Raw genomic sequence first — 16,971 nt, 5'->3', positions numbered from 1 at the left:
AGTAACTCTCCACGAGAGGGGATCCGTCCGGGAAAATAACCAAATGGCGTTCGACAACAAACCTGTGCTCGCTTCGCTCCGGAGCGCGTTTTTGGCCGGTCTGGTCCTGATGGCCCCGATCGCCGTCACTTTGTACGTGTTCAACATTCTCGTCACCGCTGTCGGCGGCGGCTTCCGCGATACTTTTTTCTTTTTCGTTCCCGACGACCTCCTCACCCGGTCGCAGCTCCAGATGTTCTGGAATCTGCTGGCCACCTTGATGATTCTGGCGTTCATCACCGCCCTCGGCTACATCTCTCGCTGGGTTCTCGGACGCTTCATCGTCAACACCACCGAGCGGATTATCGAACGCCTTCCCTTCATCAACACCGTATACAACTCCGTCAAACAAATCGTCCAAACCTTCAGCACTCAGCAAAAGGCGATTTTCCAGGAAGTGGTCCTTCTCGAATACCCCCGCAAAGGGGTTTACGTGATCGGCTTCCGCACCAGCAAGTCGCGCGGCGAGGTCCAGCAAAAGACCAACCGGACCATGCACAATATTTTCATTCCGACCACGCCGAATCCGACCAGCGGATTTCTCTTGATGGTTCCGGAAGACGAAATCACCGAACTCGACATGAGCGTCGGCGAGGGAATGAAACTGATCATTTCCGGCGGTGCCGTCGTCCCGGAATACAACGGCAGTTCCGGTCAAATCGTCGCCGTCACCACTCCGCGCGGCAAGCGGGTGGAGACGGTGAAATGAGTCGGCCATGGCCGCGGAGACTCTCGCCGCCGACGCGATCCTGCTGACCCGGACCGAATCGGGCGAACATGGATGGCTGCTCGTTTTTATTTCCCCTGACCACGGCCTCCTGCGCGCCTTCAAACGCAATTCGACGAAAGCCCGTCAACCGGCACCCGATCTTTTCGACGAAGTCGCCCTCGTCTTGGAAAAAAGCAGGACCGGCGGGGACCTCTGGTTCGTGTCTGAATACCGGGTCCGGCGACGCCGCACCGGTCTCGGGTCGAATTACGACACTCTCTCCTACGCCTGCCGCTACGCCCTCATCCTCGCCCACCACTTGTTCGGCCCCGAGGAGGCGCCCCATTGGACCGACCAGTTCACCCGCGCCCTCGACGCCTGGGAAACCGCTCCCCGGCCAGAATCCACCTACTTCAAGGCGCTTTACCTCTTCGCCCGTTCCCAGGGCATTCCGATCAAAGAAGAATGGATCGCCGCCCTCCCCACGCCAAAGGTCACCCATGTCCGCGCCATCCTCCGCCAACCCCTCGCCCACCAAACCACCCCGCTTTCAGCCGTCCACCAACTCATCGCCGACCTCGAACACCACCTAGAATCCCATCACGACGTTCGTTTCGCGCCGGAACACGAAACCCAACGATAGCCGAAAGACGATCCCTATCAGCTGCCTTTCCATCGGTCTATCGTTTATCGGCTATGCGTCTTCGCCTGCTATCGTCTATCGTCCATGCGAGCGAAGCGCGCCCCCCACGCCAGAACAGTGCGCGCCTTCTTATTCGATATCTTTCGGCTCGGCCGGGGACCTGCCCGGCGACGCTTTCCTTCATCGATCACGGGCAATGTTCCCGCTTCGTCGAAATCCCATCCTCGCTCGGCGAGGGTAAGCCGTAGACTTTCGATCACTTCCCGCTTCCGGGCGGGACGATCCTCCACGATGTTGAAAATCCCTCCCGCAACTTCCGGCCCGCTCGCGAACGCCGCCCAGACCGCCCCCGCCGCATCGTCGACGTGAATGGAGTTCAAAATCACCTCGTCCCCTGGTTCCGTTGCCCCTCCTCGCTTCGCCCGCTCCAGCAACCGATCCCGTCCCGGTCCGTAAATTCCTCCTAACCGCAACACGAACCGGCGGGTGTTTGTCAATCGCGGATCTTCCAGCAACACCCGCTCCGCCTCCAACAAAACCCTCGCCCCTTCCGACGGCCCTTTCACCGGATCTTCCTCCGTCACCCATTCTTCCTCATTCTGCCCATAAACACTGGTGCTCCCGGTGAATACGAAGGTCCCGACTTTTCCCCCGGACGCCCATTGCACCGCCGACCGCATCCCATCCAAATACGACTTCCGATAACCGGCCACGCCGCCGCCCCCGGCTCCGACGCAGTTCACGACGAAGTCCTGATTTGAGTCCACTTGGCCGTGCCAATCCCCTTGGTCCAACTCCGCCACCACCACTCGATCGATCCCCGCGGCCCGCAGCTCCGCCGCCTGCGCCGCGTTTCGGGTCAGCGCCGTCACCCGCATCCCGCGCTCCACTCCCTGCCCCGCCAAACGTCCGCCCAGATAGCCGCAGCCCAAGATCAATAATCGTTTGCCGTTCCAATTCATCGCCCCGAAAAATCCTCTTCGAATCGTCGCACAAGGCACCTCCTCCGCAAGGCGGTTTTTCTTGCGCTTGTCCTAAAGAAAACCAAGTTAATAGCCGCAAAAAGGCACAAGGCACTCAAAAAAAGCGAGTGAATCATGGCTGCATAAATCTTATTTCCCTGATTTGAGCCTCATCTGTGTTTTCGAAGCTACCTCAATTACAGAATGTAGGTTTAATGCGGAATCTCTCCCACGTCAGACTTCCTTCCGGCGAGAAATGTGAGAAATTACGTCGGCGCCCCCGGAAGGAATGGCATCCCTCCGTCCGCCGCCAACATCATGCCTTAGCGATACGTCGAGTGGAAGCCAGGCCTCCGACTCCGACGTCCCGGACAATCCCTGACCCGATCGGGTCACGGATTGTCCGAAAGATGGCAAAAACGGCTCCATGACCCGCGTCCCCAGCGGGTCCCGGCGGGGAAAGAAACAAACCGAGCTCTTCCTGCCGCGCTCGATTACAGGGAAGGCCCTGAATTGCGGTTGCGCCCACCGGAAAGGATGGCATTTATCCGCCCCCCCAACATCGTGCCTTAGCGATACGTCGAGTGGATGCCAGCTCTCCGACTCCGACGTCCCGGACAATCCGTGACCCGATCGGGTCACGGATTGTCCGAAAGATGGCAAAACGGCTCCATGACGCGCGTCCCCAGCGGGTCCCGGCGGGGAAAGTAAACAAACCGAGCTCTTCCTGCCGCGCTCGATTACAGGGAAGGCCCTGAATTGCGGTTGCGCCCACCGGATTTATCCGCCCCCCCCGACATCGTGCCTTAGCGATACGTCGAGTGGAGGGCCAGGCACCCAACTCTGACAGTCCCGGACAATCCGTGACCCGATCGGGTCAGGGATTGTCCGGAAGATGGCAAAAACGGCTCCATCAATCGGGTCCCCGCCGGATCCCGGCGGGGAAAGGAAACACCGGGATCGTCCTGCCGCACTTGACCGTCGCTGCCGGGAAAGCTCTGGTTGTCGACGGGGTTTTTCGACCTTTCGCCTAGACGGACGGGACTCTCAGTCCTCCTTTTCCCATCCTTTATTCCCGCTCGACCCGGAGGCGGAGGAATCGTTTTTCGTGGGTGGACATCGGAGAGGGATCGATGAAACGGATCTTGGCGCTCTCGGCGGTCTGACCGATCAGTTGCTCCTCGCCGGTCAAGGTTTCCCACTCGACCAGATCGGTCGAGAACTCCACTTGAAACTGGAGGGCCGGATCGCCGAGGCGACGGAAATAGGTTAACGCGAGCCGGGATTCAGGAGTTCCGTTTATGTCGACGGTCATCATTTCAATTTGGGGAAGGCGATGACGCTCGGGGTTCTGGGGAGTCATGCCGAAACCGTAGCGTAACAGATTGGCGATCCCAAACCCGCCGGGATCGTCGCCCGCCCCCCGCTCGCCGACGGGAAGGGCTTGCGCCCAATGAGTGAACGGATCCGTTTCACCGCAATCGTCGCTGAAGCGATTGAATCCGAGATCATGCCACGGCCCCACCAATTGGTCGGGCTGGTTTTCACAAAAGAGGGATGATCCGATCGCACTCGAGCTATCTGGATGGCTGAATACGCCGCCACCCGTATCCATGGTTTGGTTGCGTTCGAACGAACTCTCCAGGATAACCGGGTGGCTGCCTTCGTAGTTGGCGATCCCGCCACCGGATCCGGTCGCATCGTTTTCCTCGAACTGCGTGTTCAAAATCAAAGGACTACTGCCGACGTTCCAAATGCCCCCGCCTTTCCCTCCGGTGGTATTCGTCCGAAAATGGCTGTTCACGATGGTCGGCGCCCCTCCGTGATTGGCCATGCCCCCGCCCCCCCAGCTGCTGAGAATCGCCTCGTTGTTCTCGAAGGTGCAATCGCTGAACATGGGATTACTGTCCCGGTTATAAACCGCCCCACCATCCTCCCAGGCGCTATTCCCGAGGAAAACACCATTTGAGACGGTCGGATTGCTTCCTCCAACGTTATACATCGCGCCCCCGACGTTCGCCTGGTTGCCGATGAAGACCGAATCGATGACGACCGGGGAGCTCCCGTTGACATTGGCCATGCCGGGCCCTTCGTCCCCGCGATTGTCGACAAAGAGGGAATCGACGACGATCGGGCTGCTGGCGTTGTTATAAATTCCCGATCCTTCGTCGTTGACCTCGTTTTCCCGAAAAGTGGAAAAGGCGATGATGGGGGCGCTGCCGTTGAAATTGGCAATCCCGGCTCCGCGGTTGCTGGCAAAGTTCTCCTCGAACAAACAGTTCATGATGATCGGGCTGCTCGCCATATTCGCAATTCCGCCGCCGGGAAACTCGGCTTGGTTCTTGCGGAAAACGGTGTTCGAAATCGTCGGCGAGCTTTGCCAATTGTAAATTCCGCCCCCGCCTCCTTCGAAATAGGCCTCGTTGGAATCGAAGGTGCAATCCGTGATCGCCGGGGCGCTCTGATCATTGTAAATCCCGCCCCCATCTTCCCAGGCGGAGTTGTTTGAAAACACGGTATCGATGATCACAGGCCGACTGTTTTCCGTATTGAACATCCCCCCGCCGTTTTCCGCCCGGTTCCCGTGAAAGACGCAGCCTTCAATGGTCGGACTGCTGTCGCGGTTGAAAATCCCTCCGCCGTTGAAGGATCCGGCGGACCCGCCCTCGATCGTGAGATTGCGAATCCGAGTGTCAGGACCGACCCCTTCCAAATAAAAGATTCGTAGAGGCGGAGCCTCCTCATCACGCCGGATAGTCGCCCCATTTCCTTCCAGGGTGATCTGGCGATCAATCACCGGAAGGCCGTTCGGACCTTCCTTTTGGTTATGGACCGTCGTCAAAATGTAGGAACCGTTCGACGCGAGGTTGATCTTGTCTCCAGGGGCGGCCGTTTCCAAGGCGTCGATCAGTCCCGCGACATCGCCATCGGCCACATTGAAGGTGGTCGCGCGCAATGGACCTTGCGCAGCGAAAACCAGAAAAAGCGCCGTCAAGAGGACGGAAAAGAGCCGTGGCGCCCGCCGATGGCGAGCGGAATTCGGAGAAAAAAAACTGTTCATAGATGACGAGTCGGGAGCCTGTTCGTTGTCACTTTTTCGCATCGATCCGGGGTAAAAAGGTCCGCCCATACGATAGCGGTTCCCGAGAGGAACCACCATCCGGGAACCTCCCCTTCGAACGATAGGGAAATGACCCTTCCTTCACTCGTCTCCCGGGACGATCCCCGATGCCCTGTTTCCTAGAATCTCCCCGCTTTCAAACAGGTGGCTTGGGGACCGTTGCAAAAGCTCCTCACAACGAACGTCTTCAGAGAAAAACCGGGTCGGAATCATGAAAACCCCCATTGAAAAGCGCCTCCCTTCTGGCATAATGATGCGGTTCTCACGCAGCAGACCGGATCTCTTCCTTCGGGGGTGGGCCCCGACTGCTCCTGATCGCGCATGCGAGACGAGCTCTTCTTGAGGTGTTTCCCGGCGGCAATTCGTTGTTTTACCGGCTAAAGAAGTTGCCACCGGGGGTTACTTGGGTATTTTACGCCTCTTTAATCTCAAGGTTCGCTCTCTCCAACTGTAAAACCAGAAATGGTTAAAGACTTAAAAGACACGCTCAATCTTCCGAAAACTCAGTTTCCGATGCGCGCCAATTTGGTGAGCCGCGAACCTGAGCGTATTGCCCATTGGGAGCAAAACTCCCTTTACCAGGCGATCCAGGAGAAGAACTCCGGGAAACCGGCCTTCATCCTCCACGACGGCCCTCCCTTCACCAACGGCGACGTCCACATCGGCACCGCCCTGAACAAGATCCCCAAGGACATCATCCTGCGCTTCAAGTCGATGCGCGGCTTCCGTACTCCCTACATCCCGGGGTGGGACTGCCACGGATTGCCGATCGAGCACAAAGTCGCCCGCGAACTTCGGGAGAAAAAGACCTCGCTTTCCGCCGTCGAACTCCGCGACGCCTGCGCCGAATTTTCCCGCGGCTACATCGAAAAACAACGCGGTCAATTTAAACGCCTCGGGGTCTTGGCCGACTGGGAACAAGAATACCGGACCATGGATCCGGCCTACGAGGCCGATATCGTCCGGGCCTTCGCCCAATTCGTCGAACAGGGGCTGGTTTACCGCGCCAAGAAGCCGGTTTATTGGTCGATCCCGTGCGAAACCGCTTTGGCTGAGGCCGAGATCGAATACCGCGACCACACCTCGCCATCGATCTGGGTCCGTTTCGAACTCGCCGATCCCGCCCGCTTCGACCTCCTCGGAGAGCGCAAGACGAGCATCGTCATCTGGACCACGACCCCCTGGACCCTTCCGGCGAACCTCGCCGTGGCGGTCCATCCCCGCCTCGAATACGCTTTTGTTGAAGCCGGCGACGAGATTTTCGTCGTCGCCGCCGACATGGTCGAGCGGTTCGCCGCCGATTGCGGGCTGGAGGATTTCCGCGTGATCCGTAAAATCAGCGGAAGCGAACTCGAACACGCCGAAACCCGCCATCCTTTCATCGACCGTCCGAGCCCGGTCGTCCTCGCCGAATATGTCACCACCGAAAGCGGCACCGGGTGCGTCCACACCGCTCCCGGCCACGGCCCCGACGACTACCTGACCGGTCTGAATTACGGATTGGAGCCCTATTGTCCGCTCGACGACCAAGGTCGATTTGTCGAAGACCAATGGATGCCGAAGGACTTGGTGGGAGTGACCGTGCTTGAAACCAAAGGCAAATGCCCCGCCAACGACGCCGTCCTCATGAAATTGAAGGAGGGGGGCAAGCTGGTCCAGTTGAAGCGCCTGCAACACAGTTATCCACATTGCTGGCGTTCGAAGACTCCGGTTATTTTCCGAGCCATGGACCAATGGTTCGTCGGCCTCGATCAGAACGGGGTCCGCCCCAAGGCGCTCGATGCGATCGGCCAAGTCAAATGGATCCCCGACTGGGGGGAAAACCGGATCCGCGGCACGGTCGAAAGCCGTCCGGATTGGTGCATCAGCCGTCAACGCTCGTGGGGCGTGCCCATCCCGGTTTTTTACGACGAGCAGGGAAATCCGCTGCTCGACGCCGCCGTGGTCCGCGGCCTGGCGGAAAAAATCGAAACCGAAGGAACCCAGTTCTGGTTCAAAAACGAACCGGAAACCTTGCTCGCCGGCATCGAACTTCCCCCCGAATGGCGCGACAAGCCGTTGCGCAAGGGAACCGACACCCTCGATGTCTGGATCGATTCCGGGGTCAGCCACCTCGCGGTCCTCAAGAAGCGGCCCGGCTTGCAATGGCCGGCCGACCTCTATCTCGAAGGGAGCGATCAACATCGCGGCTGGTTCCAGTCCTCCCTGCTCACCTCGGTGATCGTCACCGGGCAAGCTCCCTACAAACGCGTCCTCACCCACGGCTTCGTGGTCGGAGCCGACGGCAAGAAAATCAGCAAAAGCGACGGCAAACCGCAGACCGCCGATTACTTCGTCAACAAGTTCGGCGCGGACATCATCCGTCTCTGGGTCGCGTCGATCGATTTCCGGAATGACATTCCGATCTCCGACGAGATCCTCAAACATGTCGCGGACTCCTACCGGACCCTCCGCAACACTCTCCGTTTCCAGATTTCGAATCTCTTCGACTTCGACCCGGCCGCCCATACCGTGCCCCACGGCGATCTCGATCCGATCGATCGCTGGGCGCTCCACCAGACTTCCCGATTGGTCGCGGAGGTAACCGCCGCCTACGAGGATTTCGAGTTTCACCGGGCCTACCAGCAATTGACCCATTTCTGCACCGTCACCCTCTCCGCGGTCTACCACGACTTGCTGAAGGACCGACTCTACACGTTCGCCGCCGGTTCACCCGCTCGCCGGTCGTCCCAGACTGCGATCGACCAGATTTTCCGGACGCTGGTCCGGCTTCTTGCGCCAATCCTCACCTTCACCGCCGACGAAGCCTGGGCCTACGCCCATGCCGACAAGGATTTTGTGAACGGGGGCGTTCATCTGCAAGATTGGCCCGAGCCGCCGACCGCGTGGAACGATCCACAGATCGACCGTGACATCAGCGCTCTCCTCGATTTCCGCGATGAGGTAAACGAAAAGCTCGAAGCCTGCCGCCAGCAAAAGGAAATCGGGAAATCCCTCGATGCGTCGGTCGCGATCGAAGGGGGATCCGACGATTCGACCGTAGCGCTCCTGAAACGCTACGAGGATTTCCTGACGGAGCTTTTCATCGTTTCCCAGGTCGAACTCAAACCGGCCCCAGGCGACGGACGCCCGGCGGTCGCCGCCCGGCATGCCGACGGGGACCGTTGCCCCCGTTGCTGGCGCTGGGTTGCTTCTCTTTCTACCGTCGCCGAAGGTGTTGAGGTTTGCCCTCGATGCTCCGAAGCGCTATAACCCCGACCAGACCGATGGTCATATCTCACCGAACATGTCAAAACCGAACGCAAAGAAGGCGACCGCAAAGGCCCCCGCCAGAAAGAAGGAAACAAAGCAGCGTGAATCAGTGACCAACGCGAGGTCGGCTGGGGGAAAATCCCCCTCCGCCAAGCCCTCCAGAATTTCAACGAAAGCGGCGGCGAAAAAAACGCCCGCCGCAAAACCTATCAACAAAACCACGGCCAAAGCAGTTGATAAAACCACGGCCGCAACCAGGGAGAAGAGAGAAAAATTGATGCCTAAGAAAAATACGACAACGAGTAAGACAGCATCCAAGACGACAAAAAACGGCACCGCCGCAAAGACCAAAACCTTGTCGGCGGAGAAAATTGCCGGTAAACCGGTCGCCGCCCGCAAAGCCGAAGACGCGCGCACCACCAAGGAAAAAGCGGCCGACAAAGCCGCCTCCAAAGAATCGACCGCCCCGGCCTCGAAAAAATCGGATGTCGCGCAAAAACTGATCCAAAGCAAGGCCGCCGCTTCCCGCAAAAAGGCCCCGGCCAAAGCGAAACCGGCCCGACCGATCGCCTTCACCTTGGACGAAGCGATCGAGGTCGCCAAAAGCAAATCCGAAGAGACCCAGAAGGAAGCGACCAACGGCGCCGCTCCGGTCGCCGCCCAAGGCAAACAAAAGAAGGAAATCACCGATGAGGTGAAACAGGAAAACCGTGTTCTCGGAGCCGCCTCCCTGGCCGACATCCTCGGCTACAATCCGGCGACCGGCCCGAAGAAAGACGAGGAAAGCGAGATTCCCGCCAAATTCTCCCGCTACTACAAATTGCTGGTGGAGTTGCGCGAGCACGTCGTCTCCGGACTCGACCTCCACACCCGCGACACCCTCAAGCGTTCCTCCAAGGACGACACCGGCGATCTCTCCTCCTACAGCCAACACATGGCCGACGCGGGCACCGATACTTTCGATCGCGATTTCGCCCTCAGCCTCGTTTCTTCCGAGCAGGACGCCCTGTATGAAATCGAGGACGCGATCCGCCGGATCAAGAAAGGAACTTACGGAATCTGCGAAATCACCGGTAAACCGATCAAGAAGGAGCGTCTCCTCGCGGTACCGTTCGCCAAATATTCCGTAGAAGGACAAGTCGAATACGAACGGACCAATCGAAAGAGCGCCTACCGAGGCGGCGCCTTCGGCGACACGTCCGACGAATCGGTTCCCTTCATGGACGACGATTCCGACGAATAACTCAAACCGGAGGCGAGCCCGGGGCGGCGACTTCCCGTCGTTCCCGGGCCACGTACCACGCTTGTCGCCACCCCCGACCGGTCCCCTAATCCACCTGAGCATGCACCGACTCGATTACTCGAATTTCGCATTGGCCCGAAGCCCTGTCCAAGTGAGAATTTATTCCAGACTCACCCGCATCCTTCGTTACAAGTGGCTTCTCGTCCTGGCTGCGACCGTCTTCCTGCTCGACCAGGTAACCAAAGCCTGGATACTTCACACCCTCCCTCTCGGGGCCTATTTTCCGCCCGATTCCATCGTCGTTATTCCGAATTTTTTCCATATCGTCCACCTCGGCAACACCGGGGCAGCGTGGGGTATATTCCAAGGGATGAGTTTCTGGCTCGCCCTGCTGGCCCTGCTGGCTCTGGGGGCGATCTTTGTTTTCCGCCGTTACTTGAATCTCGAACTCACGGCCGTCCAGATCAGTTTCGGGTTGTTGGTGGGAGGTATCGCCGGCAACCTGGTTGACCGCGCCCTCCATGGGTACGTGGTCGATTTCCTCGATTTCCATTTCGGAACTTTCACCTGGCCCGCCTTCAACGTCGCCGACGCCGGAATTTGCATCGGCGTTGGGATTTACCTCGCCCTCTCCTTTCTTCGCCCCCATCTGCTCGAACCCAACGACAAAGGAGATTGATTTTCTCTTGTCTGACGGCGAGGTCCAACGGCCTTCCCGACCCCGACTGCTTGCGCAAGTGACGGAAGTTCGCTAGGATCCGATCGTCCTATGAGTGCGAATACAGAGAATCGACCGCGCGTCGTCATCGTCGGAGCCGGTTTCGGTGGATTGAACGCCGCCAAACGCCTGCGCAAGGAAAACGTCGATCTGACGATCGTCGACCGGCGAAACCATCATCTCTTCCAACCCCTCCTTTATCAAGTTGCCACCGCCGCCCTTTCTCCGTCCAACATCGCCGTGCCCATTCGGCCGATGTTCCGGAAGTTCCCGAACGTCCAGGTTCTGCTCTCCGAAGTCTCCCGCGTTTGCCTCGCCGAGAAATGTCTCCGGCTCACCAATGACGCCCAACTCCCTTACGATTACCTGATCCTCGCCGCCGGCGCCCGAACCTCTTACTTTGGCCATGACGAGTGGGTCGGTCCGGCGCCGGGTTTAAAAAGCCTGGAGGACGCCATTGAAATTCGCAAACGGGTCCTCTCCGCCTTCGAATTGGCCGAACGCTGCGATGACTTGGAAGAGCGGCGGGCTCTGATGACGTTCGTGATCATTGGAGGAGGACCGACCGGCGTGGAGATGGCCGGAGCGATCGCCGAGATGGCCCGGTATACCCTTGCCAAAGATTTCCGCGAAATCGCTCCGCCGGAAGCTCGGATCATTCTGGCGGAAGGGGGCGAACGCCTGCTCCCGGGCCTCCATTCGGACCTCTCCCAATACGCCCGCGAAGCGTTGAAGCGGCTCGGAGTAGACGTGCGGACTGGTGCTTTCGCGACCCGGATCGATGCCGAGCAGGTGACGCTCGGCGGAGAGACGATCCAGGCCCGCTCGGTGATTTGGGCGGCCGGCGTCGCCGCTTCTTCCCTCACGAGCACCCTCGGTTTGGAACTTGATCGGATGGGCCGGATTCCGGTCGGCTCGGATCTGACGATCGCCGACCATCCGGAAGTGCAAGTGATCGGGGATATGGCTCACTTTGAGAATCCCGACGGTTCCGTTCTCCCGGGAGTCAGTCCGGTGGCAATTCAACAAGGGAGACACGCGGCCCGGAACATCCGGTTGATGTTGGACGGCAAAAAGCCAGTCGCGTTTCGTTATTGGAACAAAGGGATGATGGCGACCATCGGACGAAATTCCGCGGTGGCCGACGTCCGGGTCGCCCGTTTCCGGGGCTTCTTCGCCTGGCTCCTGTGGATCTTCCTCCACATCATGTACCTGGCCGGTTTCAGGAATCGGATCATGACGCTTTTCGACTGGGCTTACGCCTATTTCAATTTCAGCAAAGGATCCCGCCTTATCACGTGGGACTTGGACAACCACCCCAATTGCGGGACGGATGATTCGCGCTCCAGTCCTCCCTCCAAGGAGCCAAAGTCCGGCCCGCGGGCCAAATGAACGAAACCAAACAAAACCGCCGCCCCACAGGGAGGGATAGAATCCTGCCGTCCATCGACCGCGTCGCCTCGCCTTCGATTGACTCCCCGCCCCAAATTCTTCAGATCTTCCCTTGACCTTGTGAGCCGTTACCGGAACAATGCCCCCCATTCGGGCACCGCTTCCGGCCTGTCTCCGGACAACCCGCTGGAATTGCCGATGACAAAAAAAGGAAACGAGTCGAAGTCGACCGCGAAAGCGAAGACGAACTCCACGCCCCTGGTCGCGCCGGATACCGTCGAGGCGCAATCTTCTCTTGTAGTCGTCGGCATCGGCACCTCGGCCGGGGGCTTGAAAGCCCTGAAGACTCTGTTCGCCGAAGCTCCGCGCAAGAGCGGTCTCGCCTTCGTGGTCACGATCCATTTGCCCCCCGATTACGAAACCCACCTACCCGAAATCCTCAAAACCCGCTGTCCGATTCCGGTTTGCCAAGGCACCGACGGTCTTCAACTTCAGGCCGACACCGTATACATCATCCCTCCCGGCCAGAACGTCGCAGCTATCACCGATCATCTTCATTTGCGCCCGGTGGAAAGCAATCGGAGCGAACGAGCCCCCATCGATCACTTCTTCCGGACCCTCGCCGATCATCACAGGTCCCAGGCCATCGGAGTGATCCTGACCGGTTCCGGATCCGACGGAGCCCTTGGAATCAAACAGATCAAAGGACGCGGCGGACTGACAATCGTGCAAGATCCGAACGAAGCGGAGTTCGACGGCATGCCTCAAAGCGCGATCGCGACCGGTATGGTCGATTTCGTCGCGCCTCTCGATCAGATTTTCGACCGGATCCTGAAATTCACCGGCACGAAACCGGCTGTCGCCTCTGAAGAAGAGGATCACCCGCTCGCGGAGACCCGGAAAAAAGACTTACAAAAGATCTTTTCGAGAATTCGAGCCCACACCGGGCGCGATTTCTCCCACTACAAGCAATCGACACTCCTCCGACGCATTTGCCGCAGAATGCAGTTGCACCGCGTGGAGTCGTTGGATGCCTACGTCGATCTCCTTCGGGAAAACCCGGCTGAAATCGCCGCTTTGGCAGAAGAATTCCTGATCAACGTCACCGAGTTTTTCCGGGATCCCGCCGCCTTCCAGGCCCTCGCCGCCAATGTTCTGCCTGACCTCTTTGAAAGCAAAGGATCCGACGGACGAATACGAATCTGGTCGGTCGGCTGCGCCACCGGGGAAGAAGCTTATTCGTTGGCCATTCTTTTTCTCGAAGAAGCGGCCCGCCATGCCTCCCCACCCAAGATTCAGATTTTCGCCAGTGATCTCCACGATCCCTCCCTGCGGCGTGCGCGCGAAGGTTTCTTTCCGGAAACGCTCGAAAGCAGCGTCTCCTCGGAACGCCTCCACCGTTTTTTCATTCGCGAAAGCGGTGGCTTCCGCGTCCGGCGCGAAGTCCGGGATCTGATCGTTTTCGCTTCCCACAACCTGCTCTCCGACCCTCCCTTCTTCCGCCTCGATCTCATCGCTTGCCGCAACCTCCTCATCTACCTCCAACGGCAGGTCCAGACCGACGTGGTCGAGCTTTTCCACTACGCCCTCAATCCCCGAGGTTACCTCTTTCTCGGCACCTCCGAAACGATCGAGCGATCGGAACTCTTTCGCCTGACGGACAAAAAGAATTGCCTCTACGTCAAACGCGACGCCGCAGCGGTCGAACCGAATATCCCGATTCTTCCCGCCCCTCCCCGCCCGGAACCGCCTGTGGCGGATTCGACCAAGGCCAGGACTCCGGCCTCCTTTCGTTCGATCCATCGCAAATTGCTCGAACTCACCGCCCCCCCGAGTCTCCTGATCGATGCGGAGGACAATATCGTCCATCTCTCCCCGCACGTCGGTAAATTTCTCCGGCAACCAGGAGGGGAAATGACCAGCAATGTCCTTAAACTCGTTCGCGAAGACCTCCGGATCGAACTCCGTTCCCTGATCCTTTCTGCCCGCCAACGTTCATGCCCCACTTCATCGCGGCCGGCGCGGATTCCCTCGGAAGACGGCTCCCGCCAGGTTGTGTTGACCGCCCACCCGACCTCCGATCCGGGACATCCCGGTTTCCTGCTTCTCGTTTTCGAAGAGCAAGAGATCCAGGAACAACCGGCCGGCCCAGGCTCCTCCGATCCCCAATCAACCGACGAAGGATTGCGATCCGAGCTCGAATTGACCCGGCAACGCCTGCAAACGATCATCGAGGAATACGAAACAACCCAGGAGGGAATGCGGGCTTCCAATGAGGAACTTCACTCCTCCAACGAAGAGCTTCGCTCGACCCTGGAAGAATTGGAGACGACCAAAGAGGAGCTCCAATCGATGAACGAGGAATTGACCACAGTCAGCCAGGAGAGTCGACACAAGGTCGAAGAACTGAGCCACCTCTCCAGCGACCTGCACAACCTCCTCTCCGCGACCAATATCGCCACCCTTTTCCTCGACCGCAGTTTCCGCATCCTCCGCTTCACTCCGAGTGTGAGCGATTTGTTCAACATTCGCCCCGCCGATCGCGGCCGCCCGTTATCCGATCTCACCCATCGCCTCGGCTACAATGAGTTGGCCGACGACGCCCGCCGGGTACTCGAACGACTCGCCCCGGTCGAGCGCGAAGTCCGCAGCGAAGATAATCGCTGGTATCTGACCCGGGTCCTCCCGTATCGGAGCACGGAAGACCGGATCGAAGGGGTGGTGATCACCTTCGTCGACATCACCGGTCGAAAACGGGCCGAAGAAGCACTCCGCGAAAGCGAGAGCCGGTACCGGGCGTTGACCACCCAAGTCCAGGACTACGCTATTTTCAGCGTCGATCCCGAAGGGCGCGTCAACTCCTGGAACCAGGGATGCGAACGGGTGCTCGGTTACGGAGAACAGGAATTCCTCGGCATGGATTGCGCCGAATTGTTCCCCCCGCAGGACCGCGACGCCGGCATCCCGGAACGGGAACTTCGGGAAGCCACCCAGACCGGTCGCAGCGACAACACGCGCTGGATGCTGGCCAAAGGGGGGAAACGGTTCTACGCGAGCGGGGTCACCACCGCCTTGCGCGACGCTTCGGGAAAATTGATCGGATTCTCCAAAGTGATGCGCGATCAGACGGCCTGGCGGCTTGCCCGGGAGGCTCTCGAAAACGAATTGGCCCAGCGGCGCCGCCTCCAGGAAATCAGCGCTCGCCTCATTCCCGAAGGGGATATCCGCACCCTCCTCGACGAAATCCTCGGCGCGGCGATCGCCACCGTCGGAGCCGAACGCGGCAATCTCCAGATGCGGGACCTCGAAACCGGCGACTTGGTCATCGCCGCACAGCATGGCTTCGCCCGCGAGTTCCTCGATTACTTCAACCGACTCGACCGCGACTCCCAAACGACCTGCGCCGAGAGCTTGAAAACCGGCGAACGAACCATCGTTCCGGACGTCAAAAAAAGCACCTTATTCAGCCAACCGGAAACCCGTGCGATCATGCTGAAACACGGTGCCCGTTCCGTCCAGTCGACTCCTCTCGTTTCCCGGTCCGGCGAAGTGTTGGGCGTTATTTCCACCCATTGGGAAAAACCGCATCAACCGACGGAAAACGAACTCGTCCTCCTCGACCTTCTCGGCCGCCAGGCCGCCGATTTGATCGAACGCCACCAATCCGAAGCCGCCCTTCGCAAGAGCGAACGGGAACACCGCGAACTCAGTCGATCCCTCGAAGAACGGGTCAAAATCCGCACCGCCGAACTCGCCGACCAAACCCGCCGGCTCCGCCATCTCGCCGCCGAACTCGGTTCCGCCGAGCAACGCGAACGCAAACGGCTCGCCGCCCTCCTCCACGACCACCTCCAGCAACTACTCATGGCCGCGCGCATGCAACTCGCCCGGGCGTCGAACTGTATCGCCGAAGGCCCCGGAGGCGAGGAACTGCGAAAAGCCAATGAATGGGTGGGCGAAGCCGTGGACGCCGCCCGCGACCTCACCCGTGAACTGCGACCACCCGCACTGTATGAAAACGGGTTGGTGGCGGCCTTGAAATGGCTGGTCTCGATGATGAAGGAGCGGCACGGACTCGAGATCGCCTACGACGCGCGTGAGATCGCGCCCACCTTACACGACGATATCCGTGCCCTCCTCTTCGAATGCGCCCGCGAGTTTCTGTTCAATGTCGTCAAACACTCGAACGTCCGGCATGCCGTGATCGAATTGGACCTCGAAAATGACCACCTTCGGTTGGTGGTCCGAGACGAAGGTTCCGGATTCGAAGTCGACCGTACCGGCAGATCGGTCAACGGTGGCGGAATCGGCTTGTTCAGCATTCGCGAAAGGATCGGTGCCCTGGGGGGCGCGGTAACCCTCGAATCCGGACCGAACGAAGGGACCCGGGCCGAGGTTTCCATTCCGCTTTCCATCGCCGCCGCGCCGAGTCCGACCGCCGGGGAACTCGCCTCCTTCCGCCCCGCCCACTCCCACAAAAAAGCCCGCAACGCCCTCACCACCGAGAGTCGGGCCCGGGTCCTGTTGGTCGACGACCATGCCCTTGTCCGCCAAGGAATCGCGAATATTCTGGAAGGCCATCCGCGGATCGTGGTCGTGGGAGAATGCTCCGATGGGGTCGAAGCAATCGAAGCAGTGGAGCGCGACCAACCCGATGTCATCCTGCTGGATATCAACATGCCTCGGATGAATGGGATCGAGACCGCGCGCGAACTCAAGAATCGCTGGCCCGACATCTGCATCATCGGACTTTCCGTGCAAGACGACGAAATCACCGCCGAAGCAATGTTAAAAGCCGGAGCCACCGCCTTCATTCCCAAATCCGGCGAAGCCGAGCGCCTGATCGAGTCGATCCTCCGCTGCTGCGAGGTGACCGATTGACTCGCCCGGCG

Annotated in this window: 10 protein-coding genes; 7 read left to right on the top strand and 3 right to left on the bottom strand. The window is 59.4% G+C overall.

Features of this window, described 5'->3' with window-relative positions:
* The first annotated feature begins 43 nt into the window (after window positions 1-43).
* Together ACWUI2_RS20620 and ACWUI2_RS20615 are read left to right on the top strand one after the other, a co-directional pair.
* Window positions 44-748, top strand: a complete 705-nt coding sequence (locus ACWUI2_RS20620) for a DUF502 domain-containing protein (RefSeq protein WP_486984733.1) — start codon at window positions 44-46, stop codon at window positions 746-748.
* A 7-nt stretch (window positions 749-755) separates the two neighbouring features.
* Window positions 756-1,391 (top strand): hypothetical protein, encoded by a 636-nt coding sequence (locus ACWUI2_RS20615; RefSeq protein WP_486984732.1) that lies wholly within the window; start codon window positions 756-758, stop codon window positions 1,389-1,391.
* Between the two features lie 68 nt (window positions 1,392-1,459).
* Here ACWUI2_RS20615 and ACWUI2_RS20610 read toward each other — a convergent pair whose 3' ends face one another.
* Window positions 1,460-2,353, bottom strand: coding sequence for an NAD-dependent epimerase/dehydratase family protein (locus tag ACWUI2_RS20610; protein ID WP_486984731.1), 894 nt, complete (start codon window positions 2,351-2,353; stop codon window positions 1,460-1,462).
* A 1,069-nt stretch (window positions 2,354-3,422) separates the two neighbouring features.
* Entirely contained in the window at window positions 3,423-5,414 is a 1,992-nt protein-coding gene (locus tag ACWUI2_RS20605) for a right-handed parallel beta-helix repeat-containing protein (RefSeq protein WP_486984730.1), read from the bottom strand.
* 522 nt (window positions 5,415-5,936) lie between these two features.
* Here ACWUI2_RS20605 and ileS point away from each other — a divergent pair.
* Entirely contained in the window at window positions 5,937-8,726 is a 2,790-nt protein-coding gene (gene ileS / locus ACWUI2_RS20600; RefSeq protein WP_486984729.1) for an isoleucine--tRNA ligase, read from the top strand.
* An 18-nt stretch (window positions 8,727-8,744) separates the two neighbouring features.
* Here the strand turns inward: ileS and ACWUI2_RS20595 are convergent, their stop codons facing one another.
* Entirely contained in the window at window positions 8,745-9,125 is a 381-nt protein-coding gene (locus ACWUI2_RS20595) for a hypothetical protein (RefSeq protein ID WP_486984728.1), read from the bottom strand.
* Here ACWUI2_RS20595 and ACWUI2_RS20590 point away from each other — a divergent pair.
* The 4 genes from ACWUI2_RS20590 to ACWUI2_RS20575 all read left to right on the top strand — a co-directional run bounded on the left by ACWUI2_RS20590 (window position 9,082) and on the right by ACWUI2_RS20575 (window position 16,960).
* On the top strand, window positions 9,082-9,969 hold the full coding sequence (locus ACWUI2_RS20590; protein WP_486984727.1) for a TraR/DksA family transcriptional regulator: 888 nt from the start codon (window positions 9,082-9,084) through the stop codon (window positions 9,967-9,969). The two genes, ACWUI2_RS20595 and ACWUI2_RS20590, sit on opposite strands and share 44 nt — an antisense overlap.
* A gap of 100 nt (window positions 9,970-10,069) precedes the next feature.
* On the top strand, window positions 10,070-10,648 hold the full coding sequence (lspA, locus tag ACWUI2_RS20585) for a signal peptidase II (protein WP_486984726.1): 579 nt from the start codon (window positions 10,070-10,072) through the stop codon (window positions 10,646-10,648).
* Between the two features lie 90 nt (window positions 10,649-10,738).
* Entirely contained in the window at window positions 10,739-12,079 is a 1,341-nt protein-coding gene (locus ACWUI2_RS20580; protein WP_486984725.1) for an NAD(P)/FAD-dependent oxidoreductase, read from the top strand.
* A gap of 198 nt (window positions 12,080-12,277) precedes the next feature.
* On the top strand, window positions 12,278-16,960 hold the full coding sequence (locus ACWUI2_RS20575) for a chemotaxis protein CheB (RefSeq protein ID WP_486984724.1): 4,683 nt from the start codon (window positions 12,278-12,280) through the stop codon (window positions 16,958-16,960).
* Window positions 16,961-16,971: the final 11 nt, after the last annotated feature.

This window comes from Verruconatronum alginivorum, assembly GCF_056590205.1.
Note: the sequence above shows the minus strand (reverse complement) of the source record. Positions and strands in the feature narration are given on the sequence as shown.